Below are 22,867 nucleotides of genomic sequence, written 5' to 3' on the forward strand. Positions count from 1 at the left end.
CGGGCGGTCCGGCGACCCCGCCCTCAGGCGGCCTTCACGGCGGCCAGGAAGGTCGTGACCTCCTGGCCGAGGCTCGTCGAGTAGCGGGCCAGCTCCTGCGCGGCGCTGAGCACCTGGTCGGAGGCCGCGCCGGTCTCGCGGGCCGCCTGCCGGACGTCGGCGATGTCGGTGCTCACCGCCTGGGTGCCCTGCGCCGCCTGTGTGACGTTGCGGACGATCTCGCTCGTCGCCGCGCCCTGCTCCTCCATGGCGGCGGCCACGCTGAGCGCCACCGTGCGCATCTCGTCGATCGTGCCGCCGATCGTCCGCATCGACTCGACCGCCTGGCGGGTCTCGTTCTGGATGGCGGCGATCTGCGTCGCGATGGTCTCGGTCGCCCGGGCCGTCTGCGAGGCCAGCGCCTTCACCTCGCCCGCCACCACGGCGAAGCCCTTGCCGGCCTCGCCGGCGCGCGCGGCCTCGATGGTGGCGTTGAGGGCCAGCAGGTTGGTCTGCCCGGCGATCCCGGCGATCAGGCCCATCACCTCGCTGATCTGGTCCGTGCCGCGGGCGAGCACCTGCATCAGGGCGTTGGTCTGGGCCACGTCCGTGCCGGCCCGGTCGGCCATCGCGGAAGACTGGGCGACGCGGGACGCGATCTCGTTGATCGAGGCCGCCATCTCCTCGCTCGCCGCCGCCACGGTCTGCACGTTGCTGGAGGTCTGCTCGGAGGTCGCGGCGACGCGCACCGACTGGTCGGTGGTCCGCGCGGCGGTGCGCGTCATCTCCCGGGCCGTGGCCTCCATCTCCACCGCGGCCGCCGACAGGCCCTGCGTCAGCGCGCTGACCTGCGCGTCGAACCGGGCGGTGACCGTGTCGAGCATCTGGGCGCGGCGCATCTTCGCGTCGTTCTCCGCGACGGCGGCCGCGTCGGCGTCGCGCTTGGCGATCAGGGCGTCCTTGAACACCTGGACGGCGCGCGCCATGGCGCCGACCTCGTCGCCGCGGCGCTGGTCGGCGACCGTCACCGCGAGGTCGCCGTCCGCGAGGCCGCGCATCGCCGCGGTCAGCCGGGTGATCGGGCGGGACAGGCCGTTGCCCACGAGCAGGAGCAGCGCCAGGATCGGCAGGGCGAGGCCGGCGGACCAGAGGCCGATGGTGATCGCGCGGTCGCGCACGGCCGCGTGGACGTCGTCCCGGTACAGGCCGGTGGCGACGATCCAGCCCCACGGCTTGAACATCTGCACGCTCGCGACCTTCTCCACCGGCACGGACCCGCCGGGGCGCGGCTTCATGTAGTCGACGAAGCCGGAGCCGTCGCGCTTGGCGGTCTCGACCATCTCGGCGAAGTAGCGCTTGCCACCGGGGACGTCGGTCTGGTCCACCACCTGTTTGCCGACGTTCTTGGCGTTGAAGGCGTTGGCGATCAGGTGGCCCCGGTCGTCGAGGACGAAGAAGTAGTCCTCGCTGCCGAAGCGCAGGGCGGTGATCGCCGCGAGCGCGGCCTTCTGCGCGTCGGCGACGGGCATCTGGCCTGTCCGGGCCTGCGCCTCGTAGTGGACGAGCAGGCTCTGCGCGACCTCGGTCAGGCGCTTGGTCATCAGCGCGCGGTCCTCGAGCGCCGAGCCGCGCATGTCGAGGAAGCTCAGGGCGCTGAGGGCGCCGATGGCCAGGAGCACCAGGGCCATCACGGCCGCGAGCTTGTGGCGAAGCCGGAGATCGGCGAGGCGCTGCCACGGCGCGGCACGGTCGGCGGGCGGGCGGCTGGTCTGCGTGGGGGTCATCCGAGCACCGGAAGAGGGGGCCTGCGGCCGGCGGGGACTCGCCGTGGGCGCCGTACGGCCTCAACCTCGTGCATTCGGGTTAGTAAATCGCAAAGACCTGCGGCCGTTCGCCGGCAGTCAGTGGGCGAATATCGATGTCAAGTCATCGAATGCGATACAGTCTACAGCTTTACATGGATCAATATCCGGATCGGGCCGGGGCCTTTGAGGGCCCGCAGCTAGGCGCTCACGCTGTAGTGGATCGGCTTGAAGCTGCCGTTGTTCGACTGCAGGGCCGAGCAGGCGGTGAGCCCGATGATCAGGTCGGTCTCGGCCACGAACACGATCCGGTCCCCCGCCCGGCTGAGGGGCGGCGCCACGGTGAGCGCCCCGGTCGCGCCGTCGATCGGCACGTTCATGAAGCAGTTGAACGCCACCGGGATCGCGTCCGGCGCGATACCGTAGGGGGCGAGCGCCGCCGCGAGGTTGCCGAAGCAGCCGCGATGCGGGTTCGCGTCGCCGTAGATGATGCGGAACGTGTCGGCCGAGCACGGCGTCAGCAGGAAATCGTGCCGGCCGACCGTATCCTCGAGGATCCGCAGCAGGATCTTCGAGCGGTTCGAGTAGAGCGGGTCGCCGGTGGTGAGGTAGATCCGGCTGGCGTAGTCGAGGGTCCGGCCCGACGAGATCACCTCTCCCGTATCGTGGCGGTTGAAGGCGAGGAGGTCGGCCACCTGCTCCCCGCACGGGTCGATCACCGTGAGGCGCTGGCCCCGGTCGAGCGTGAAGGCGACGCCGGAGCGCGGCGCGATCGTCTGCACGTCGGCCTGGCACAGGGTGGGTTGGCACATGGGGGTGGCTCGCTCCGTACTGGGGACCGGATCCGACCGGCTCAGGCGCCGCTGCCCGGCAGCCCGCAATCGAAGGGCAGGGCCGGCGGGTTCCAGTCCCGGGCCTCCGGGGCCGGCGCCGGTCGGCCCTTCATCGGGCAGCGCCAGTCCGCGTCGACCGCGCGGCCGCTGTACTGGCGCGCCTCCGAGGCCTCGCCGTGGCGCGCCAGCATCGGGTTCACGCTGCCGGCGAGGGCCTCGTCGCGCTCCAGGATCGCGGCGCGCAGCTTCTCGTAGCGTCCCTCCGCCCGCAACCGCTCGAACTGCGCGTGCAGGTTGAAGACCAGGACCGGCGACGAGAAGCGCCGCGCCGGCCGGCTCGCCTGCGGGTGCAGCCCGACGACGAAGAACGCCTCGCCGCCGAAGCTCAGGGAGAAGTGGGGGTTGTCGGGATCCTCGGCCACGCGGGCATCGTGGGGCTGGCCGAGCCAGGCGTCCTTGTCGGTCAGGGATTGCGCGCGCGCCCAGAGGTTGTGCTCGAACGCCTCCTCCGAGAGGTCGCCCGGCCCCTCGAACACGACCGCGAAGCTCTGGAACAGGTCGGGCTGCGCCCGGTACTGCGCCACGAAGGCGAGCAGCGCCGGGTAGATCCGCATGTCGTCCCAGCCCGAGGTGATGTCCCGGGCCACCACGATCCGCATCCGCCCGCGGGACAGGGCCGACTTGGCGCCCACGCAGGGGAAGGGCGGGTTCCGGATGAAGTCGCGGAAGGCCTCGGCACGGGGGTGCTCTCGGTCGTCGCGGGGGAGATGCATGCAGGGCCTGCCCGGTCTCTGCGCGGTCGGCCTCCACGCGAGGCGGCCGCTGTTCGGGACTCCGGGAACACCACCGGGAGGCCACTGTTCCGTCCTGCGACAGGTCGTCCGGGGGATAAGGTGAATCCGGTCGCGTGTGGCCAAGATCTGTGCGGGTGGACGGCCAATATTCCGTGGATCAGCGCCAGCGAATAAACATAGGTTAAGGCTGAAAAGACTCCCTGTGCCGGCGGTGTGCCGGCGCTGTGCTGCCGCGCGCGGCCTCTGCACTGGGCCGTCCCAGCGCGCGAGCGGCTCATCCCCGGCCGGCCCGCCGCGCCCGGTGCCGCGCCGCCGCCGCGGCCCCGAAGGCCTCGAACAGGGTGCGGTTGATCGGGTTGGTCGCCGGATCGTGCTCGGCGTGCCACTGGACGCCCAGGGCGAAGCCCGCCGCGTCGCGGACGCGGATCGCCTCGACCGTGTCATCCTCGGCGAGGCCCTCGATCACGATCCGCCCGCCCGGCTCCAGGATGCCCTGGCCGTGCAGGGAGTTCACCCGGATCGTCTCGCGCTCCAGGAGGCGGGCGAAGGCGCCCCCGGGCGTCAGCCGGACCTCGTGACGGTCGGCGAAGATCAATTCCAGGTCCGGGTGGATCTCGCCGTTCGCGAGGCGCGGCATGCGGTGGTTGAGCCGGCCCGGCAGATCGCGGATCTCCGGGTGCAGGCTGCCCCCGAAGGCGACGTTCATCTCCTGGAAGCCGCGGCAGATGCCGAACAGCGGCACGCCCCCCGCCACGCAGGCCTCGATCAGGGGCAGCGCCACGGCGTCGCGATCCTCGTCGTAGGGCTCGTGCGCCGCGCAGGGCTCGGTGTTGAAGCGCGCCGGATGGACGTTGGCGCGGCCCCCCGTGAGCAGGACGCCGTCCACGGTGTCGAGGAGGTCCCCGAGGTCGGTGATCGTCGGGACGGCGGCGAACATCAGCGGCAGGGCGCCGGCCACCGCGGCGACCGCCCGCATGTTGTTCTCGCCGACGATCTGCGCCGGGAAGCGGCTGTCGATCAGGCGCGCGTTGCCGATGACGCCGATCACGGGTCTCGCCATCGTTCCGGCCGCTCCTCGATCCTGCCCTGCCCGCCGCGGCAGGCTCTACGACCCACGCAAGGCCGGCGCCAGTCCCGTCCGGCTCACGGCGGCGACAGAACGCCCGCGTCCGAAGCCTCGGCGCGGAGCACCTCGGCCACGCGCTCCGGCGCCTCCTCGTGGGCGAGGTGGCCCAGCCCCCGGATCAGGCGGACGCGGGCGTCGGGCATGCGGTCGCGCAGGGCGAAGGCGGTGTCCGGCAGGATGGCCTTGTCGTCGCCGCCGACGATCAGCAGGGTCCGGGTGGCGAGGCCGGGCAGCGCCCGGTGCAGCCCGGCGAGATCCCAGTTCGCCATCATGCCCAGCGCCCCGCGGACATGGCCGGCCCGGGCGAAGAGCCGCCGGTAGAGGTCGACCCCCTCCGGGTCGAGGCGCGAGCCGGTCCCCTCGATCAGGCGCTTGGCCGCGGACCGGTCCGCCGTCCAGGCGAAGATCCGGGGGGTGAAGGGGTTGAGGAACAGGAGGCGCGCCATGCTGGGGAACAGCAGGTTCGCCGCCCCCGGCAGCGGCGCGAGAGCGCCGTTGAAGGCCGCCAGCAGCCGGGGCGCGATGGTGCCGTCGAGGCACATCCGCGCGAGGACGGCGGCGCCGGCCGAGTGGCCCGCCGCCAGGACCGGCGGCCGGCCGAGCGCCGCAACGAGGCCCGCCACGGCCCGGGCCATGCCGGGCAGCGACAGGTCGGCGTCGGGCAGCGGGTCCGTGAAGCCGTGGCCCGGCAGGTCCGGGGCGATCACGGAGAAGTCGCGCGCGAGGAGCGGCGCCAGCCCGCGCCACGAATGCGTGGCCGCCCCGGTCCCGTGCAGGAGCAGCAGCGTCGGGGCGTCCGGAGACCCGTATTCCTGGACGTGCCAGCGGAGGCCGGCCGCCTCCACGAAGCGGCTGGCCTCCCGATGGGGCCAGTCCCGGCCCTCCACGGCCCAGTCGGGCCGGTCCGCGTCGAAGCCGGTCAGCATGCGCGCGTATCCTGCACTGCGGCATAGCCGGACGATCCGGGGGCGACGGCGGCGCTATCGTTCATGGCCGGAAGTATTTCGTAACACTGAACAATCCTATGCGGCGGCCGCATGCCACCGGTGAGCGGAGACCGATTGCTGCGCTGCAACAGCAACGGCATATCTCGGGCGAGCAAGAACAAGACGCGTCCACCAACTCCGGAGAAGGTCATGATCCTCTTCACCTCCTCGACCCAGAACATCGCCGCTCCGGTCTCCGGCGGCTGGAGCCTCAAGGCCATCGTCCGCGAGATGCTGAGCTCCTGGCTCGCCCACCACCAGCGCCTCGCCGACAGCGGCATCGGCGGCGACCTCTGACACCCTGTCGCGGGGGTGACGGGTGCGGCGCTCAGAGCGCCGCCCGCACCGCCGCGCTGAGCTGACCGGCCTCGGCCCGGGGCAGCTTCAGGTAGCGGGCGCCCATCGCGTCCGCCACAGAACGGGCCTCGTCGCCCCGCGTGCCGGTATCGACCACGAGGGCCGGCAGCCCGGCCGCACGCAGGGCTCGGGCCGCCTGCAGCGCCTCCGCGCCCGCCCGGGCCCGTCCCCCCTCCCCCGACCGCGCGACGTTGGCGCGCCCGTCGGTCAGCAGCACGATCGCCGGCCGGCTGCCGCCGCGGCGCACGCCCAGAGCCACCGCGACCGCGGCGTCGATCCCCGCCGCGAGCGGCGTCCCGCCCCCGCCCGGCAGTCCCGAGAGCCCGCGCTTGGCGCGGGTGAGCGACCGGGTCGGCGGCAGAACGAGATCCGCGCCGGTGCCGCGGAACGCCACCAGCGCCACCCGGTCCCGCCGGACATAGGCCTCCGCCAGCAGCAGCTCGACCGCGCCCTTGGCCTCCGCCAGCCGCTCCAGGGCGGCCGAGCCCGAGGCGTCCACGCAGAACACCGTGGTGGTCTCGGTCCGCTGCTTGAGGATCCGGATCCGCAGATCGTCCCGCCGCACCACGATGCGGCGCGTCTCCCCCTCTACTCTGCGGATGGCCTGCCAGGGCGCCGCCGCCCGCAGGGTGGCGAGCAGGTCGAGCCGTCCCCGCCGCGGGTCGCCCCGCCGGCTGCCCACGGGGCGGCCGGTGCGGGCCGAGGCCGCCTGCCCGACCCGGCCGGCCTTCGCGGCCGGGAGACGCTGCGCGCCCGCCAGAAGCTGGTCGAGGAGGTTCGGCGGGATCGCGGCGCGCACCGCCTCCAGCACGACGTCGTCGGGCGCCTCTGCGGCCGGACCCGACGCCTCCTCCGCGTCGTTCGGCTCGGGCGGCTCCGCCGGCGCCTCCGCGGTCTCGGGGGCGGGCTGCTCCGGTGCGGGCAGGCGCGTCGCCCGCGGTGCCAGGACGAGGCGCCCGGCCGCCACGATCGCCCCCTGGCCGATCGGCCCGTCTCCCGCGAGGGCGCGCGCCACGCGCGCCGCCAGGATCGGACCGCGCAGCGACGCGATCCCGAAGGCCTCGGCCAGGGCGCAGAGGCGCCCGACCGGGTCGGGCTCCGGCGCGCCCGGGGCGGGCTCCGGCTCGGCCGCCGCGGCGTCCGCGAGGCCGAGCCCGCTCAGGTCCAGCCGGAAGGCGAGGCGATCGGCCAGCGCCTCGGCGACCGTCTCGTCCGCCACGCCCTCGTCGAGGAGGATCAGGCCGAACCGGGCGCCGCGGTCCGAGACCGTGCCGGTGTCGAGGGCGGCGGCGAGCCGCGACGCGGTGCCCGGAGGCAGACGCTCGGCCATGGGGACGACGACGATCCCGCCATCGGCCTCCGCCAGCAGGCCGGCCCGCGCGACGGGGCGGCCCGCCGCCAGGGTCGCGGCGAGATCCAGGCCGCCGAGCAGGCCGTCGTCGCCGATGCCGGGCGGCAGGCGCCGCCAGGGCGTTCCCGGGGGCAGCGCCGCCCGCACGCTGTCGAGCCAGCGCTCGCGCACGGGCCCGGCGGGGGCCCGCAGCACCGCGCCGCCGAGCCCGTGCGGGTCCGCGGCGAGAAGCCGGGCGGCCAGGCGGGCATCGGCCCAGGCGCAGGTCGGTGTCCCTCCCTGCTCTGCGGGACGGCGATGTTCAGGCATCGGCTCGAGCGGGGCGCGACAGGGCCCCGCTTCCGAGCGGGTGCCGAGGGTCAGACACGTCCATCGGACCGCGACGCGGGCGACGGAGCGCGACCGGCCCCCTCTCCCGGGCGGGAGAGGGTCGGGGTGCGGGATGCGGAGTTCCAGGACTGAGCAGACGCGCGCGACGCGTTCGGGCCGCGCCTCGTCCGGCCGGTCCCCGTCCTCCACCCTGTCCCGCGCCCGCACGGGAGAGGGGCCCCGCGCTCCGTTCCGCGCCGACTCGGCCGGAGCCGCGCGATGAACGCCCTCGCGCTCGGGGCGCGCGCAGCGGCGCCGTCACGCGAAGACCTCCGCCAGCGCCCGCTCCACCCGGGCGGTGGATCCGGATTCGTCGAGCGGGTTGCGCCGCAGCCGGTGGCGCAGGGCGGCCGGGGCGATGCGCCGGAGGTGATCGTCGGTGACCATCGCGGCGCCGTCGAGCGCCGCGAGCGCCCGGGCCGTGCGCATCAGGGTCAGTTCCCCGCGCAAGCCATCCGTCCCGAGGGCGAGGCAGAGCCGCGCCGCGCGCTCCAGGGCGGCATCCGGCACGGTGACCGATGGCAGGCGCTCCCGTGCCAGCAGGATTCTTTTTTGAATCTTTCGCTCTTCGCCTTCACGGGCAGCACAGAACCCCTCCGGGTCGCGCTCGTAGGCGTCGCGGGCCCGCACCACCGCGATGCGGGTGGGGATGTCCCTCGGCGTCGCGACCTCGCAGGCCAGCCCGAACCGGTCGAGGAGCTGCGGCCGCAGCTCCCCCTCCTCCGGGTTGCCGGACCCGACGAGGACGAACCGCGCCGGGTGGCGGAGCGACAGGCCCTCGCGCTCGACCGTGTTGACGCCGGAGGCCGCCACGTCGAGCAGGAGGTCCACGAGGTGGTCCTCGAGGAGGTTGACCTCGTCGATGTAGAGGAAGCCGCGGTTGGCCCGGGCCAGCAGCCCCGGCTCGAAGGCCTTCACGCCGGCGCCGAGCGCCCGCTCCAGGTCGAGGGTGCCGACCACCCGGTCCTCGGTGGCGCCCAGCGGCAGGTCCACCACCGGCACCGGTTTTTTCTCGGACTTTCTCCGCGCGCCCGGCAGGCTCGCGCAGTGCGGACAGGATTCTGCGGGACTTTCGGGATCGCAATTGTACGGGCAGCCGACCACCGCCCGCATCGGCGGCAGCAGGGCGGCCAGCGCCCGGATCGCCGTGGACTTGCCGGTGCCGCGGTCGCCGAAGACCAGCACGCCGCCGACCGCCGGGTCCACCGCCGCGATCAGCAGCGCCTGGCGCATCTCGTCCTGGCCGACGATGGCCGAGAAGGGGAAGGTGGGCACGCGATGACTCGATGCTGCGGGGGCATCCAACCCACCCCCTCATCCTGAGGTGCCGCAGCGTAGCGGAGGCCTCGAAGGAGGTCTCCAGAAGACGTGCGATGGCTGGAGGCCTCCTTCGAGGCCCGCTGACGCGGGCACCTCAGGATGAGGGCGAAGGTGGGAGAAGGGAACCCCCGCCCGCGCTTACTCCGCCGCCTTCTGCCGGAGCCCGATCCGGCCCCAGATCGTGGTGAGCGCCTCGACCAGATGGGCGATGTCGGCGTCGGTGTGCAGCGGCGACGGGGTGATCCGCAGGCGCTCGGTGCCGCGGGCGACCGTCGGGTAGTTGATCGGCTGCACGTAGATGCCGAACTCATCGAGCAGGGTGTCGGAGATCCCCTTGCAGAGCACCGGATCGCAGACCATCACCGGCACGATGTGGCTGTCGTTCGGCATGGTCGGGATGTCGGCGGCCTCCAGCGCCTGCCGGACCTTCGCCACCCGCTCCTGATGCCGAGCCCGCTCGACGCCGCTCTCCTTGAGATGGCGGATCGACGCCGCCGCGCCCGCCGCGACGGCCGGGGGCAGCGAGGTCGTGAAGATGAAGCCCGACGCGAAGCTGCGCACGAAGTCGCAGAGTTTTTCCGACGCCGTGATGTAGCCGCCGTGCACCGCGAAGGCCTTGCCGAGCGTGCCCTCGATCACGTCCAGCCGGTGGGCGACGCCGTCCCGCTCCGAGATGCCGCCGCCGCGGGCGCCGTAGAGGCCGACCGCGTGGACCTCGTCCAGGTAGGTCAGCGCCCCGTGGGCCTCGGCCACGTCGCAGATCTCGGCGATCGGCGCGATGTCGCCGTCCATCGAGTAGACCGACTCGAAGGCCACCAGCTTCGGCCGGGCGGGATCGACCAGCGCGAGCTTGCGGTTCAGGTCCTCCGGGTCGTTGTGGCGGAAGATGTGGCGCTCGGCCCGCGAGAACCGGATCCCCTCGATCATCGAGGCGTGGTTCTCGGAATCGGAGAAGACCGCGCAGTTCGGCAGGCGCGACGCGAGGGTTCCCAGCGCCGCCCAGTTCGACACGTAGCCGGAGGTGAACAGCAGGGCCGCCTCCTTGCCGTGGAGGTCGGCGAGCTCGCGCTCCAGCAGCACGTGGTAGTGGTTGGTGCCCGAGATGTTGCGGGTGCCGCCGGCGCCCGCGCCGCAGCGGTCGATCGCCTCGTGCATCGCCCCCGTGACGGTCGGGTGCTGGCCCATGCCGAGATAGTCGTTGGAGCACCAGACCGTCACGGGCCGGGTGCCCGCCGCGTGGTGGTGGGTGGCGTGCGGGAAGTTGCCCGCGTGGCGCTCGAGGTCGGTGAAGACCCGGTAGCGGCCCTCGCGGTGGAGCCCGGCGATCTCAGCCCCGAAGAAGGTCTCGTAATCCATGTCGCCTCTCCCCGAACAAATCCTGCGGGTTGATCCCGCCTGTGACACCGGACTTCGCACAAGACCAGTTCCAGATTGGTGGACGTGCGTCGCCCGCTCGTGATCCCTCGGCCTACACGTGGTCCGGCGGCCCGGCCGCTTCCCCGGGCGCCCGGGCCGGCAGGCTCCAGCGCCACAGCTCCGCCGAGGGCAGCGGCAGCATCAGGAACCAGTGCTCCAGGGTGGCGAGCGCGGTCAGCGTCGCCAGGACCGTGAAGCCGATCAGCTCGTGCTCCAGCAGGTCGGCGCCGAGCGCCGCGCGCCCGAGCAGGGCCGCCGCGATGGTCCCGAGGCTCACCGAGACCGGGAACAGCAGGTTCATCGGCTTCCGGGACAGGTAGCAGGCGAGGTAGCCGAGATGGTCCGGCAGGAACTCGGCGTGGAGGTTGCGCACCCCCAGGAACAGGTTGAGCCGCGCCGACAGGTTCATCACCACCAGCGTGCCGTAGGTCCACAGGGCGAAGCGGTTGGGGCTGCCCCAGACCAGCGCCAGGATCGCGAGGCCGCCGACCACGATGGCGAATTCGTGCCACAGGCTGGTGGCGAGCGCGGCGAAGAACCGGTCGAGCCCGCGCACACCCGGCGCGCAGGCGACGGGCCGCGGGCCCGACAGGAAGCCCATGTAGTAGCTCATCTCCTGCCAGCCCCAGACGACGAGCGCCGCCGTGAAGGCCGTGTAGGCCCCCGTGGCGCTCGTGTCGGCGGCGCTGGACCGGATCGCCACCAGGGCGCCGGCGAGCAGAAGGGTCGCCCCGGCCATGCTCCACGGATGCGTCCGCCGCGGGGCGTGGTCGAGCAGCAGGATCAGCCCGGTGGAGAACCACCAGAGCAGGACCGCGTACAGGACCGGGGCGGCATAGGTCCCCATGCTACCAGACCGGCTGGAGGCGGATGTCGGCCGGCAGGGCGTTGGCCTTGACGGGCAGGAGATAGAGCCGCGCGAAGGTCACGGCCGCGCGCGCGGCGTGGAATCCCTGCAGGGCCTTGCCGACGAGGCCGCCCCGCGCCTTGGCGTCGGCGATCGCCCGGGAGCAGGCGAGCAGCCGGTCGAGCCCCGCCTTGAACTTCGGGTTGTCGATATCGAGTTCCAGCGGGAAGGTCTGGCGGGAGATCTCCGAGGTGATCCGGAAGACCTTGAAGTCGTAGTCGCTGGGATCGACGCCGAGCGCCGCGTGGAAGGCCGGGCGGTGATGGTCGCGCACGTACATCGTGGCGAAGACGGCGAGCAGGAAGAACCGGATCCAGTAGCGGTTCACGCCGCTCGTCAGCTTCGGGTTGGCGCGCATCAGCAGCGCGAAGGCCTCGCCGTGGCGGAACTCGTCGTTGCACCACAGCTCGAACCACTTGAAGATCGGGTGGATGCGCCGCTCCGGGTGCCGCTCCAGCTCGCGGAAGATCGTGATGTAGCGGGCGTAGCCGATCTTCTCGGACAGGTAGGTGGCGTAGAAGATGAACTTCGGCCGGAAGAACGTGTACTTCTTGGACTTGGTGAGGAAGCCCAGGTCCACGCCGATGCCGAAATCCTTGAGCGTGTCGTTGATGAAGCCGGCGTGGCGGGCTTCATCCCGGCTCATGAAGCCGAACAGCTCCTTGATGTCCTTGTTCTTCGCCCGCTTGCGCATCTCGGCGTAGAGGACGCAGCCGGAGAACTCCGCCGTGATGGACGACACGAGGAAGTCCAAAAACTCCTTCCGCAGCTCCGGCTCCATCTTCGACAGGTCGCAGTCGAATTCCTCGTTGCGGGTGAAGTGGCGCTTGTTCGGGTCGGAGCGCAGCTCGGCGATCAGGATGTCCCAGTCGCGCCGCACCGGCTCGACGTTCGTGCGGTCGAGCTCGTCGAAATCGGTCGTGTAGAAACGCGGGCTGAGGAAGGTCGTCTCCTGCGCCGAACGGGTCGATTCATTGATCGGCGTCTTCGGGACGGGCTGGCCGGAGGGCGGCGGGACGGGTGCGTTCACAGCTTCCTCCTCTCGGAAAAGCTGACCTCGTAGAGTTCGGTCAGCTCGAGATGCGCGATGAGCTTGGTCCAGGCCCGCTCCAGCGCGCCGGCCCGCGTCACGGTGGCGGTGCGCCGCACGGTGAGGCGCTCGCCGTAGGGCACCGAGGTCGGCGCGTCGTGGACCTGGACCTCGTCGCCGGGCTCGATCTCGAAGCCGGCATCGAGGGTGACGTGCGCGTGCAGACTCTCGGGCGTCTGCTCGATCTCCACCGTGCAGGGCACGGTGACGGTGCGGCTGCCGAACAGGCCCATCACCGCGTCTCCGCGGCGGGGGCGCCCGGCGCGGGCATCAGCCGCGCGAAGGCCCCGGCATTGGTCGGCCCGAAGGCCTCCAGGGGCACCCGGCGACCGGTGGCCTCGTCGGCCAGCGCGAGGCGGCCGTCGTCGTAGCGGGTCAGGCTGAAGGGCTTCTCGGGGCCGAGGCCCTCCCGCTGGCGGGCCTGGGCGAGGCCCCGCAGGGTCCCGCGCAGGAACCCGTCCTCGCCGGGACGGATCCAGGCGACGATGTGCCGGTCGGCGACGTCCCGCAGGGCGATCGAGCCGTCGACCTGATCCTCGGCGCGGAACTCGAGGCGCTCCACCACCTTGGCGGGCGGCAGGGCGACGAGGCCGACCTTCTCGCTCCGGCCGATCAGGACCGCCAGCATGGTGAAGCCCATCAGCGCGCCGGCGCCGATCATCAGCAGCGCCGGTGCCGGTCCCGCGACCGCCATGGCCCGGCCGGCGCCCTCCGCCCGCTCGCCCATCGTGCCCCTCCCTATTCGGCCGCGACGAGGCGGCCGGGATTCTCGTCCGCTCGGCCGAGACGCGCCACCCGAACCGGCGGCGCGGTGCCGTCGGCATGGGCCTCGAGGGCGCGTGCCAGCAGCGCCGCCGCGGCGTCCGCGTCCGGCACCGAGCGCAGCATGGGCTCGGTCCGGGCGAGATGCCAGGGCCGGACATGCGGCCAGATGTGAAGGTAGGCGATCCGGAGGCCCGGCCGCAACCGCAGCGGCAGGTCGCCGCTGCCATCCGTGAAAGCCCGCAGGGCCGCCGTCTCGATCTGCGCGAAGGGCAGGTTGTGGGTCACCGGCAGGGCGATGCCGGCCTGCAGCACGACGCGGCGGTTGGTCACCGTGTAGAGCGTCGTCCGGTGGGTGAGCCAGGCGAGCAGCCAGAGCAGCGCGACGGCGCCGGCGCCGATCACCAGGGTCGGCGCCACCACCTTGATCGCCGCCGCGGGCGAGCCCGCCGCGAGGCCGAAGGCCACGGCGCAGACCGAGAACCACGCGATCACCAAGCGGGCGTGGAACACCCGAACCAGCAGGCCCGCGGTCGTCGGCGCACCCTGCCAGAGGATGCGCTCGCCCGCCGGCAGCGGGCCGGGCAGACCCCGCAGGGTGCCCTCGGGGAGGAAGTCGCCGCTCATATCAGGGGCTCCGCCCGGGCCGGCGTCGCGTAGAGCGTGCCGGCGCCGAAATACGAGATGATCCGCTCCTCCTCGAGGAAGGTCACGCTGTCGGGATCGCGGGTGCTGGGGATGTCGGCGAACTGGCTCGCGAGCAGAGCCTCGGTCGTCACCGTCTTGGTGAAGCCGCCGGCCCGGCAGAACGTTGTCGGCATCAGCCGGCGCCCGCCCGTCGGGAGCTCGACCTCGTAGTAGCGGATCAGCGACTCGCCGCGGTCGACCCAGACGTCGCTGATCACGCCCGCGACCGCGTTGTCGGTGCCGAACACCGTCATGCCGATCGGGTTCGGGCCGTCCTCGTGGATGACGAAGTTCTTCGCCACCCGCAGGGGCACGATGCGGATCTCGTCGTCCCAGGTCCGGTCGTGCACGTCGTGCCGCAGCACCCAGGAGCCCGGGCCGACGCCGGCCTGGAGCGACGTCTCCGTGCGCTCGTAGGGGGCGCCCGGCCAGGGTTCGACCTTGCGGGCCGGGATCCCGGTCTCGATGTCGTCCCGGCCATGAACCGCCTGCGGCGCGTAGGTCGTCTCGCCGCCCGGCAGATGGAACGCCTTGGACCGGGGGATCAGGATCGGGTCGTCCGCCTTGCGGCGGCCGACCGTCTCGTTCTCCAGCGGGTAGCCCTCGCGCCGGTCCTCCCGGCGCAGCCAGAAGACCAGCCCCGCGAAGAAGAGGAAGAACGCGTAGAGTACGACCTGGGCGACGTCGACGTAACCCGTAAGTGCGCCGGTTGGCATGGCTGTCCTCCCCAAGTCTCAGGCTGTGCGGCCGGCGAGGCCGTCGGTGATGCTGTCTCGAACTCGTATCCGGGCGTCCTCACGCACCAGCGGTCCGAGCGCGAGCAGCGCCGCGAACAGCAGGGCGATCTCGATGTGGTAGACGATGAGGTAGCCGATGGCGGGCTCGTTCATGCCCTCGCCGAGCACCCCCGACTGGGCGATGGCGCCGCCGACGTCGCGCACGAGGCCGCTCGCCGCGATCGAGAGGCCGGCCGCGGTCGCCTGCACGGCGCCCCAGGCACCGAGGGCGAGCCCGGTATCCTCGGGGCCGGCGCGGTTCATCGAGGCGGTGAGCGTGCCGTGGGCGAACAGGCCGCCGCCGAGGCCGATCAGGCTCACGCCCGCGGCGAACAGGTCGGCCGAGGCGAGCGGGGCGGCGAAGACCACTGCCGAGAAGGCCAGGATCCCGATCCCGACGCCCACCGCGGAGACGCGGAACGGGTCGCCCCCGCGCCCGAGCCAGCGCGCCGCGACCAGCAGGCCGAGCCCGCCTCCGGCAGCCAGCAGCGCGGTCAGCGCCGTGGTGGCCGCCACCGAGAGGTGCAGGATCTGACCGCCGTAGGGTTCGAGCAGGATGTCCTGCATGGAGAAGCCCGCCGTGCCGAGGCCGATCGCCACGAGGCGTCGCCGGGCGGTGCCCTGCCCCGCATAGGCCTGCCAGGAGGACCGGAAGTCGCGCTGCGGTGCCGTCCGCGTCCGGTTCGGATCGCGGGGTTCCTGCTTCCAGAGGGCGAACCCGTTGAGGATGATCGTGACCAGCGCCGCGCCCTGGATCACCTGGATCAGCCGGACGGGTGAGAAATGGGCGAGGAACAGGCCGAACAGCACCGCGCTCGCCATCATGCCGAACAGGAGCGCCGCGCAGAGCAGCGCCACCACCTTCGGGCGCGCGTGCGCCGGGGCGAGGTCGGTGGCGAGCGCCAGCCCGACGGTCTGGGTCGTGTGCAGGCCCGCGCCGACCAGCAGGAAGGCGAGCGCCGCCGCGAGGTTGCCGACCCAGAGAGGCCCGGTCGTGTCGCCCGACAGGATCAGCAGGGCGAACGGCATGATCGCGAGGCCGCCGAACTGGAGCAGCGTGCCGAACCAGATGTAGGGGACGCGCCGCCAGCCCAGCACCGAGCGGTGGGTGTCCGAGCGGAAGCCGACCAGCGCCCGCAGGGGCGCGAAGACCAGCGGCAGCGCCAGCATCATCGCGACGATCCAGGCCGGAACGCCGAGCTCGACGATCATCACCCGGTTGAGGGTGCCGATCAGCAGCACCGCAGCCATGCCGACGGTGACCTGGAACAGGGCGAGGCGGAGCAGCCGTCCCAGCGGCAGCTCGGCGGTGGCGGCGTCCGCGAAGGGAAGCAGCGCCGGGCCGAGGCGCATCAGGGCCTCGGTGAGCTTGCGGGCGGGGGTCATGGTCGCGCCCCGGGTGTCATTGGCCGACCATCCGCGCGGTGAGGCAGGGCGCGCGTCAGCGCCACCGCGTTCGACAGGTAGAATCCGCTGTTGATCCGGTGCGACCGCGCCCAGGCGAAGCCGTCGAGGGCCCTTTCCGAGGCGATCCGCCGCCGCAGCCCGCCCTCGGTCACCGGCACGATGGCGGGCGAGCGATCGCCGCGCGGGAAGAACTTTCCGGCCGCGTGCATCACCGTCAGGAGCGCCGTGCGCGGCGCTACGGTGAACAGCACCGAGCCGTCCGTGCGCGCGCCCAGCACCGCCAGCGCCCGAGCGATGTCGGCGGCGCGGTAGTGGATCAGCGAATCCATCGCCACGACGTGGTCGAACCGGCCGAGGGCCGGATCGAGCATGTCGCCCACCCGGAAGTCGATGCGCCCCGCGCCCGCGATCGCCGGCAGCCGCTCCTGCGCCAGCCCGATCAGCGTCGGCGAGACGTCGATCGCCACCACCTCGGCGCCCCGCCGCGCCGCCTCGACGCTGAGCGCCCCGGTGCCGCAGCCGGCATCGAGCAGGCGTGAGCCCGTCATGTCGGCCGGGAGCCAGGACAGCAGCGTCGCCCGCATGGCGTCGCGCCCGGCCCGCACGGTGGCGCGGATCCGGCTCACCGGGGCGTCCGAGGTCAGGCGCGACCACGCCTCGACCGCGGTGCGGTCGAAGTAGGTGGTCAGCTCGCCCCGGCGGGCGTCGTAGCTGGCGCTGGCCATCGGTCGAACTCCAGACTCAATCGAAACCGAGGAACTCGAACAGGTCGCGGTCCTTCATGGGGATTGCCTCGCAGGGCTCGCCCCCGGCCCAGAGCGTCTCGGCGAGCCGCATGTACTCGGCGGTCACGGCGTCGAGCTCGGGCGACGAATCCATCTCGAACAGGGTCGACTTCTTGAGCCGCGAGCGCCGGACCACGTCGAGGTCGGGGAAGTGGGCGAGGCGCTTCAGGCCGACCGCGTCGTTGAACCGGTCGATCTCGTCGGTCTTGGCCGAGCGGTTGGCGATGACGCCGCCGAGCCGCACGCCGTAGTTCTTGGACTTGGCGTGGATCGCCGCGACGATCCGGTTCATCGCGAAGATCGAGTCGAAGTCGTTGGCGGTGACGATCAGCGCCCGGTCGGCGTGCTGGAGCGGCGAGGCGAAGCCGCCGCAGACCACGTCGCCGAGCACGTCGAAGACGACGACGTCGGTGTCCTCCAGGAGGTGGTGCTCCTTGAGGAGCTTCACGGTCTGGCCGACCACGTAGCCGCCGCAGCCGGTGCCGGCGGGCGGGCCGCCGGCCTCGACGCACATCACGCCGTTGTAGCCCTCGACCACGAAATCCTCGACGCGCAGCTCCTCCGAGTGGAAGTTCACGGCCTCCAGGGCGTCGATCACCGTGGGGGCGAGGCGCTTGGTCAGCGTGAAGGTCGAGTCGTGCTTCGGGTCGCAGCCGATCTGCAGCACCCGCTTGCCGAGCTTCGAGAAGGCCACCGACAGGTTCGACGAGGTGGTCGACTTGCCGATCCCGCCCTTGCCGTAGACCGCGAAGACCTTGGCGGTCTCGATCTTCAGGTCGGGGTCGAGGGCGACCTGAAGGCTCCCCTCCTCCTTCCGGGCGACGACGGGATTGCGGATCGCGATGTTCATGCGGCCACTCCTGCGGTGACGCCTTCCAGGCGGTCCTCCAGCTCCTCCTCGGCCCGGTCGAGGGCGTCGCGCATCTCTGCGTCGGGGGTCCAGAAGCCGCGGCGGTGCGCCTCGATCAGCCTTTGGGCGACCTTGGCGGAGGCGGTGGGGTTCAAGGCGGCCATGCGCTCGCGCATGTCCTTGTCGAGGACGTAGGTCTCGGTGATCCGCTCGTAGATCCAGGGCTGGACCGCGTTGGCGGTGGCCGACCAGCCGACCGTGTTGGTGAGATGCGTCTCGATCTGGCGGACGCCCTCGTAGCCGTGGCCGAGCAGGCCCTCGTACCATTTCGGGTTGAGCATCCGGGTGCGCGTCTCCAGCGCCACCTGCTCCTCCAGGGAGCGGACGCGCCCCTCCCCGCGGGTCTGGTCGCTGATGTAGATCGGCACCGACTCGCCCTTGGCCCGGGCCACCGCCCGGCCCATGCCGCCGAGCCCGTCGAAGTAGTGATCGACGGAGGTGACGCCGACCTCGACCGAGTCGAGGTTCTGGTAGGCCATGTCGACGGAGGCCAGCACCGCCTGCATCAGGGCGCGCTGCGGCGCCGGGCGGCCGGTGCGGCCATACGCAAAACTCTTGCGGCGCGAGAAGGTCTCGCACAGTTCCGCGTCGTCGTCCCAGTTCCCCGAATCGACGAGGTGGTTGACGTTGGCCCCGTAGGCGCCCTCGGCGTTGGAGAAGACCCGGAGCGCCGCCGTCTCCAGGTCGCAGCCCTGCTCGGCCTGGATGGCGAGGGCGTGCTTGCGGACGTAGTTCTGCTCCAGGGGCTCGTCGGCGGTGGCGGCGAGGTACGAGGCTTCTGCCAGGAGCTTCGTCTGCAGGGGCAGGAGATCGCGGAAGATGCCGGAGAGGGTGACCACCGCGTCGATGCGCGGGCGGCCGAGGGTCTCCAGCGGGATCAACTCGGCGCCGCTCAGGCGGCCGTAGCCGTCGAAGCGGGGCGCGGCGCCGATCAGCGCGAGCGCCTGGGCGATCGGGCCGCCCTCGCTCTTGAGGTTGTCGGTGCCCCACAGGACCAGGGCGACGCTCTCCGGGCAGGGCTTTCCGTCGGCGGCGAAGCGCTCGAGGATCCGGGCGACCTGCCGGGCGCCGTCCGCCACCGCGAAGGCCGAGGGCAGGCGGTAGGGGTCGAAGCCGTGGAGGTTGCGGCCGGTCGGCAGCACGGCCGGGTTGCGCAGGATGTCGCCGCCCGCCACCGGCGGCACGAAGCGGCCGTCGAGCGCCCGCAGCAGCGCCGGCACTTCATGGTCGCGGGACAGCAGCCGGTCGGTCTCGGCGAGGTTTTTGAGTATCTCGCGGTTGGTCTCGTCGGCGGAGAGGCCGGAGGCCTTCAGCACCGCCTCGATGCCCCGGCCGGCCACCAGGGCCTCGATCCCGGCCCGCTCCGGCTTCACGCCATGCGCCGACTCGGCGAGCGCCAGGAGCAGATCGACCCGCTCCTCTTCCGGCGTCCCCTGCCCGACCACGTGCAGCCCGTGCGGGATCAGGGTCTGCTCCAGCTCCTGCAGCGCGGTCCAGAGGCCGGAGACCCGCGCCTCCAGATCGCCGCTCCAGCCCGGATCGGCCGCCACGAGGTCGACCGCCGCGCCCTGGTCCTGGATCAGGCGGGCCAGGGTCTCGCGCTCGCCCGCCGCCTCGGGGCCGAGGCCGCGCCAGCGCTCGATCGAGCTCTTCAGGTCGATCAGCCCACGGTAGAGCCCGGCAGCCGCGAGGCTCGGGGTGAGGTAACTCACCAGCGTCGCGGCCGACCGGCGCTTGGCGAGCGTCCCTTCCGAGGGGTTGTTGGCCGCGTAGAGGTAGACGTTGGGCAGCGCCCCGATCAGCCGCTCCGGCCAGCAGGATTCGGACAGGCCGGTCTGCTTGCCGGGCATGAATTCGAGCGCGCCGTGGGTGCCGAAATGCAGCACGGCGTCGGCGGAAAAATCCTCGCGCAGGTAGCGGTAGAAGGCCGAGAACGCGTGGGTCGGCGCGAAGCCGCGCTCGAACAGCAGCCGCATCGGATCGCCCTCGTAGCCGAAGGCCGGCTGGACCCCGACGAAGACGTTGCCGAACTGCGCGCCGAGGACAAAGATCTCGGCGCCGTTGGTCTGGTGGCGGCCGGGCGCCGGGCCCCACTGGGCCTCGATCTCGGCGAGGTAGGGCTCGCGGCGCAGATGATCCTCGGCCGGGATGCGGGCGTGGACGTTGGCCTGGGTGCCGTAGCGTTTGGTATTGCCCTCCAAGATCGCCGCGCGCAGGGCATCGACGTCTTCCGGGATCTCGACCGTGTAGCCGTCCGCCGCCAAGCCCTTCAGGGTGTTGAGCAGCGAGGCGTAGACCGACAGGAACGCGGCCGTGCCGGTGGCGCCGGCATTGGGCGGGAAGTTGAACAGCACCACGGCGAGCTTCCGCTCGGCCTTCGCCGTCCGGCGGAGCGACACGAGCTGCGCGACCCGCTCGGCGAGGCGGGCCGCCCGCTCGGGATGGACCCGCATGTCCCGAGCGTTGTCGCTGCCGGAAGCGGAGGACCGTCCGCCGAACACCATCGGGGCGGTGGCGCCGTCGAGTTCGGGGATCGCGACCATCATGGTCGCCTCGACCGGCGACAGGCCGCGGTCGCCCGCCTCCCACTGCTCCAGGGTCTGGAATTCCAGCGCCTGGGCGGCGAGGTAGGGCACGTCGAGCCTGGCCAGCATCGACTCGGCGGCGGCGGCGTCGTTGTAGGCGGGGCCGCCGACCAGCGAGAAGCCGGTGAGCGAGACCAGCGCGTCGATGCAGGCGCGACCGTCCTTCATGAAGAAGGAATCCACCGCCGGGCGGTTGTCGAGGCCGCTGGCGAAGGCCGGCACGACGTCGAGGCCCTGCGCCTCCAGGGCGGCGATCACCCCGTCGTAATGGGCGGTGTTGCCGGCGAGCACGTAGCTGCGCATCACCAAGAGGCCGACGCGGCCCTTCGCGCCCGTGAGGCGGGGCAGCCGCGACGGGTCGGCGCCGATCCGGCCGGGCAGGCGCGGGTGGTAGAGGCCGGTCTCGGGGTAGTCGAGGGGTGCGGGCGCCGCCGGGCCGTCACGCCAGGCGGCCCGCTCGCCGGCCGCGTAGCGGTGCACGAGGAAGCGCACCAGCGCGGCGACGTTCTCGTCCGAGCCCGCGAGCCAGTATTGCAGGGTGAGGAAATAGGCGCGCACGTCCTGGGCCGAGCCCGGGATGAAGCGCAGGATCTTCGGCAGCTTGCGCACCAGGGCCATCTGCCGTCCGGCATTGCCCTGCTGGCCCGGCTTGCCGCGCAGCTTCTTGAGGAAGTCGAGGGCGCTGCGCTTGGTGCCGCTCATGTCGAAGCGGCCGAGCTTCGTGGTCTTCACCACCTCGCCGGCCGAGAGGCAGCCGACCATCGCGTCGCAGGCGTCGCGCCGCGCCGCCAGCGCCGGCAGGATCGCCCGAACGTGCTCGTCCATGAACAGCATGGCCGAGAGCACGATGTCGGCCTGCGCGATGTCGGCCCGGCAGGCCTCCAGGGTCGCGGGGTCGTTGTCCCATTCGGCCGCCGCGTGGAAGCCCAGAACCAGCCCGGGCATCTCGGTCCGGAGGCGCAGGCGCGCCCGTTCCACCGCGCTCGCCAAGTGATTGTCGAGCGTGACGATGACGATGCGGATCGGCGGCCTATCGGCCGAAATGCGCTTTGGCATCGTAGAGGGTCTCGACGGTGATGAGCGGCAGATGCCGCTCCCGGGCGAAGGTCTCGGTGTTGGTGCGCGCCTTGCCCCGCACGAAGAACGGGATCTTCTTGAGTTCCTTCTCGGCCTCGGGCGACCACGCTGCGGCCCGGTCCAGAAGAATCGGAACGGGCGCCGGCGTCGGAGGGGTGTCGGCCGGCGCCCGTTCCGCGGCCTCGAACGCCCCGTCCGCCGGAGTCCCGTAGGACTTGCCGCCGAGATGCGAGGGGCCGACGCCGTCGTGGAATTCGGGATCCTCCCGGAACATGCCGAGGAGGTGCTCTTCGAGGCCCATCATCAGCGGATGGACCAGGGTGTCGAACAGGACGTTGGCGCCCTCGAACCCCATCTGCGGGGCGTAGCGGGCCGGGAAGTCCTGGACGTGCACCGGCGCGGAGATCACCGCGCAGGGGATCCCGAGCCGCTTCGCGACGTGGCGCTCCATCTGGGTACCGAGCACCAGTTCCGGCGCGGCCGCGCGGATCGCCGCCTCGACGTCGAGGTAATCGTCGGTGATCAGCGCCTCGATGCCGTGCTCGGCCGCCTCGGCGCGAACCTCGCGGGCGAGTTCGCGGCCGTAGGTGCCCAGTCCCACGACGGTGAAGCCGAGTTCCTTGGCGGCGACCCGGGCGATACCGATGGCGTGGGTCGCGTCGCCGAACACGAAGACGCGCTTGGCCGTGAGATACGTCGAATCGACCGAGCGGGAGTACCAGGGCAGCCGCGAGCCGGGGCCGTCGAGCACCGGTGCCGGGTCGATCCCGGCGAGGCTCGCAACCTCCTCGACGAACCGGCGGGTGCCGCCGACGCCGATCGGGACGGTCTGCGTGAACGGCTGCCCGAAACTCTTCTTCAGGTAGTCCGCGGCCGACCGGGCGGTCTCGGGGTAGAGCACGACGTTGAAATCGGCCTCCCGGAGCCGGCCGAGATCGGCGGGCGTGGCCCCCAGCGGCGCCACGACATTCACGGCGATGCCGAGCGAATCGAGCAGCCGGCGGATCTCGATCAGGTCGTCCCGGTGGCGGAAGCCCAGCGCCGTCGGTCCCAGGATGTTGCAGAGCGGACGCTGCCCGGGTTCGCGCGCCGGATGCGGGGCGGGCGGACCGGCGAGCGCCCGGACGAGGCGGTAGAAGGTCTCCGACGCGCCCCAGTTCTCCTTCTTCTGGTAGGCGGGCAATTCCAGCGGGATCACCGGGATCGGCAGGTCGAGCGCCTTGGCGAGGCCGCCCGGATCGTCCTGGATCAGCTCGGCGGTGCAGGAGGCGCCGACGATCATCGCCTGGGGCTGAAACCGCGCGTGGGCGGCCGAGACCGCCTGCTTGAACAGCTCGGCGGTGTCGCGGCCGAGATCCTGGGCGCGGAAGGTCGTGTAGGTGACGGGCGGGCGGGCGTCCCGCCGCTCGATCATCGTGAACAGCAGGTCGGCGTAGGTGTCGCCCTGCGGCGCGTGCAGCACGTAGTGCAGCCCGGACATCGCCGTGGCGACGCGCATCGCGCCGATATGCGGGGGACCCTCGTAGGTCCAGAGGGTGAGCTGCATGG

General features: G+C 72.3%; 20 protein-coding genes. 1 reads left to right on the forward strand and 19 read right to left on the reverse strand.

Features of this window, described 5'->3' with window-relative positions; translation table 11 throughout:
- Positions 1-23 precede the first annotated feature (23 nt).
- The 5 genes from BLW78_RS23730 to bchO form a co-directional block, all read right to left on the reverse strand.
- Positions 24-1,763, reverse strand: coding sequence for a methyl-accepting chemotaxis protein (locus BLW78_RS23730; protein WP_091682480.1), 1,740 nt, complete (start codon positions 1,761-1,763; stop codon positions 24-26).
- Between the two features lie 218 nt (positions 1,764-1,981).
- Positions 1,982-2,593, reverse strand: a complete 612-nt coding sequence (locus BLW78_RS23735; protein WP_020095268.1) for a DUF1989 domain-containing protein — start codon at positions 2,591-2,593, stop codon at positions 1,982-1,984.
- Positions 2,594-2,634: 41 nt separating this feature from the next.
- Positions 2,635-3,387, reverse strand: a complete 753-nt coding sequence (gene gntA, locus BLW78_RS23740) for a guanitoxin biosynthesis heme-dependent pre-guanitoxin N-hydroxylase GntA (RefSeq protein ID WP_020095267.1) — start codon at positions 3,385-3,387, stop codon at positions 2,635-2,637.
- A 295-nt stretch (positions 3,388-3,682) separates the two neighbouring features.
- On the reverse strand, positions 3,683-4,468 hold the full coding sequence (locus tag BLW78_RS23745; protein WP_091682482.1) for a gamma-glutamyl-gamma-aminobutyrate hydrolase family protein: 786 nt from the start codon (positions 4,466-4,468) through the stop codon (positions 3,683-3,685).
- An 83-nt stretch (positions 4,469-4,551) separates the two neighbouring features.
- Positions 4,552-5,460, reverse strand: a complete 909-nt coding sequence (bchO, locus tag BLW78_RS23750; RefSeq protein WP_091682484.1) for an alpha/beta fold hydrolase BchO — start codon at positions 5,458-5,460, stop codon at positions 4,552-4,554.
- A gap of 210 nt (positions 5,461-5,670) precedes the next feature.
- Between bchO and BLW78_RS31505 the strand changes: the two genes are divergently transcribed.
- On the forward strand, positions 5,671-5,817 hold the full coding sequence (locus BLW78_RS31505) for a hypothetical protein (protein WP_020095264.1): 147 nt from the start codon (positions 5,671-5,673) through the stop codon (positions 5,815-5,817).
- A gap of 31 nt (positions 5,818-5,848) precedes the next feature.
- Here BLW78_RS31505 and BLW78_RS23755 read toward each other — a convergent pair whose 3' ends face one another.
- From BLW78_RS23755 to bchB, 14 genes are all read right to left on the reverse strand, one after another.
- Complete coding sequence (locus tag BLW78_RS23755) at positions 5,849-7,537, reverse strand: magnesium chelatase subunit D (protein ID WP_091682485.1); 1,689 nt, start codon at positions 7,535-7,537, stop codon at positions 5,849-5,851.
- Positions 7,538-7,855: 318 nt separating this feature from the next.
- The gene (bchI, locus tag BLW78_RS23760; RefSeq protein WP_042673186.1) at positions 7,856-8,872 is read right to left on the reverse strand and encodes a magnesium chelatase ATPase subunit I; all 1,017 of its coding nucleotides are present in this window, start codon (positions 8,870-8,872) and stop codon (positions 7,856-7,858) included.
- A gap of 183 nt (positions 8,873-9,055) precedes the next feature.
- Positions 9,056-10,273, reverse strand: a complete 1,218-nt coding sequence (gene hemA / locus BLW78_RS23765; protein WP_020095261.1) for a 5-aminolevulinate synthase — start codon at positions 10,271-10,273, stop codon at positions 9,056-9,058.
- Between the two features lie 112 nt (positions 10,274-10,385).
- Complete coding sequence (gene puhE, locus BLW78_RS23770) at positions 10,386-11,180, reverse strand: putative photosynthetic complex assembly protein PuhE (protein WP_091682487.1); 795 nt, start codon at positions 11,178-11,180, stop codon at positions 10,386-10,388.
- A 1-nt stretch (position 11,181) separates the two neighbouring features.
- Positions 11,182-12,270 (reverse strand): magnesium-protoporphyrin IX monomethyl ester (oxidative) cyclase, encoded by a 1,089-nt coding sequence (acsF, locus tag BLW78_RS23775; protein WP_091682489.1) that lies wholly within the window; start codon positions 12,268-12,270, stop codon positions 11,182-11,184.
- Entirely contained in the window at positions 12,267-12,563 is a 297-nt protein-coding gene (locus BLW78_RS23780) for a hypothetical protein (RefSeq protein ID WP_020095258.1), read from the reverse strand. The genes acsF and BLW78_RS23780 overlap by 4 nt, the downstream gene beginning before the upstream one ends.
- Positions 12,563-13,057 (reverse strand): photosynthetic complex assembly protein PuhC, encoded by a 495-nt coding sequence (gene puhC / locus BLW78_RS23785; RefSeq protein WP_091682490.1) that lies wholly within the window; start codon positions 13,055-13,057, stop codon positions 12,563-12,565. Before puhC ends, BLW78_RS23780 begins: the two co-directional genes overlap by 1 nt.
- Positions 13,058-13,068: 11 nt before the next feature.
- The gene (gene puhB, locus BLW78_RS23790) at positions 13,069-13,719 is read right to left on the reverse strand and encodes a photosynthetic complex putative assembly protein PuhB (RefSeq protein ID WP_020095256.1); all 651 of its coding nucleotides are present in this window, start codon (positions 13,717-13,719) and stop codon (positions 13,069-13,071) included.
- The gene (gene puhA / locus BLW78_RS23795) at positions 13,716-14,495 is read right to left on the reverse strand and encodes a photosynthetic reaction center subunit H (protein ID WP_020095255.1); all 780 of its coding nucleotides are present in this window, start codon (positions 14,493-14,495) and stop codon (positions 13,716-13,718) included. Before puhA ends, puhB begins: the two co-directional genes overlap by 4 nt.
- A gap of 18 nt (positions 14,496-14,513) precedes the next feature.
- Positions 14,514-15,941, reverse strand: coding sequence for a BCD family MFS transporter (locus tag BLW78_RS23800; protein WP_020095254.1), 1,428 nt, complete (start codon positions 15,939-15,941; stop codon positions 14,514-14,516).
- Positions 15,938-16,687 (reverse strand): magnesium protoporphyrin IX methyltransferase, encoded by a 750-nt coding sequence (gene bchM / locus BLW78_RS23805; RefSeq protein WP_020095253.1) that lies wholly within the window; start codon positions 16,685-16,687, stop codon positions 15,938-15,940. The genes BLW78_RS23800 and bchM overlap by 4 nt, the downstream gene beginning before the upstream one ends.
- Before the next feature lie 16 nt (positions 16,688-16,703).
- On the reverse strand, positions 16,704-17,597 hold the full coding sequence (gene bchL / locus BLW78_RS23810) for a ferredoxin:protochlorophyllide reductase (ATP-dependent) iron-sulfur ATP-binding protein (protein WP_020095252.1): 894 nt from the start codon (positions 17,595-17,597) through the stop codon (positions 16,704-16,706).
- A complete protein-coding gene (locus tag BLW78_RS23815) occupies positions 17,594-21,298 on the reverse strand; it encodes a magnesium chelatase subunit H (RefSeq protein ID WP_091682492.1) in 3,705 nt (1,234 codons plus the stop codon). The genes bchL and BLW78_RS23815 overlap by 4 nt, the downstream gene beginning before the upstream one ends.
- Positions 21,273-22,865 (reverse strand): ferredoxin:protochlorophyllide reductase (ATP-dependent) subunit B, encoded by a 1,593-nt coding sequence (bchB, locus tag BLW78_RS23820; protein WP_091682493.1) that lies wholly within the window; start codon positions 22,863-22,865, stop codon positions 21,273-21,275. The genes BLW78_RS23815 and bchB overlap by 26 nt, the downstream gene beginning before the upstream one ends.
- Between the last annotated feature and the right edge of the window lie 2 nt (positions 22,866-22,867).

The organism is Methylobacterium sp. 275MFSha3.1 (genome assembly GCF_900108435.1).
GTDB lineage: Bacteria > Pseudomonadota > Alphaproteobacteria > Rhizobiales > Beijerinckiaceae > Methylobacterium.

Coding starts and splice junctions, on each gene's coding strand:
- BLW78_RS23730 (WP_091682480.1), bottom strand. CDS start 1,763: ATGACCCCCACGCAGACCAGCCGCCCGCCCGCCGACCGTGCCGCGCCG.
- BLW78_RS23735 (WP_020095268.1), bottom strand. CDS start 2,593: ATGTGCCAACCCACCCTGTGCCAGGCCGACGTGCAGACGATCGCGCCG.
- gntA (WP_020095267.1), bottom strand. CDS start 3,387: ATGCATCTCCCCCGCGACGACCGAGAGCACCCCCGTGCCGAGGCCTTC.
- BLW78_RS23745 (WP_091682482.1), bottom strand. CDS start 4,468: ATGGCGAGACCCGTGATCGGCGTCATCGGCAACGCGCGCCTGATCGAC.
- bchO (WP_091682484.1), bottom strand. CDS start 5,460: ATGCTGACCGGCTTCGACGCGGACCGGCCCGACTGGGCCGTGGAGGGC.
- BLW78_RS31505 (WP_020095264.1), top strand. CDS start 5,671: ATGATCCTCTTCACCTCCTCGACCCAGAACATCGCCGCTCCGGTCTCC.
- BLW78_RS23755 (WP_091682485.1), bottom strand. CDS start 7,537: ATGCCTGAACATCGCCGTCCCGCAGAGCAGGGAGGGACACCGACCTGC.
- hemA (WP_020095261.1), bottom strand. CDS start 10,273: ATGGATTACGAGACCTTCTTCGGGGCTGAGATCGCCGGGCTCCACCGC.
- puhE (WP_091682487.1), bottom strand. CDS start 11,180: ATGGGGACCTATGCCGCCCCGGTCCTGTACGCGGTCCTGCTCTGGTGG.
- BLW78_RS23780 (WP_020095258.1), bottom strand. CDS start 12,563: ATGGGCCTGTTCGGCAGCCGCACCGTCACCGTGCCCTGCACGGTGGAG.
- puhC (WP_091682490.1), bottom strand. CDS start 13,057: ATGGGCGAGCGGGCGGAGGGCGCCGGCCGGGCCATGGCGGTCGCGGGA.
- puhB (WP_020095256.1), bottom strand. CDS start 13,719: ATGAGCGGCGACTTCCTCCCCGAGGGCACCCTGCGGGGTCTGCCCGGC.
- puhA (WP_020095255.1), bottom strand. CDS start 14,495: ATGCCAACCGGCGCACTTACGGGTTACGTCGACGTCGCCCAGGTCGTA.
- BLW78_RS23800 (WP_020095254.1), bottom strand. CDS start 15,941: ATGACCCCCGCCCGCAAGCTCACCGAGGCCCTGATGCGCCTCGGCCCG.
- bchM (WP_020095253.1), bottom strand. CDS start 16,687: ATGGCCAGCGCCAGCTACGACGCCCGCCGGGGCGAGCTGACCACCTAC.
- bchL (WP_020095252.1), bottom strand. CDS start 17,597: ATGAACATCGCGATCCGCAATCCCGTCGTCGCCCGGAAGGAGGAGGGG.
- BLW78_RS23815 (WP_091682492.1), bottom strand. CDS start 21,298: ATGCCAAAGCGCATTTCGGCCGATAGGCCGCCGATCCGCATCGTCATC.
- bchB (WP_091682493.1), bottom strand. CDS start 22,865: ATGCAGCTCACCCTCTGGACCTACGAGGGTCCCCCGCATATCGGCGCG.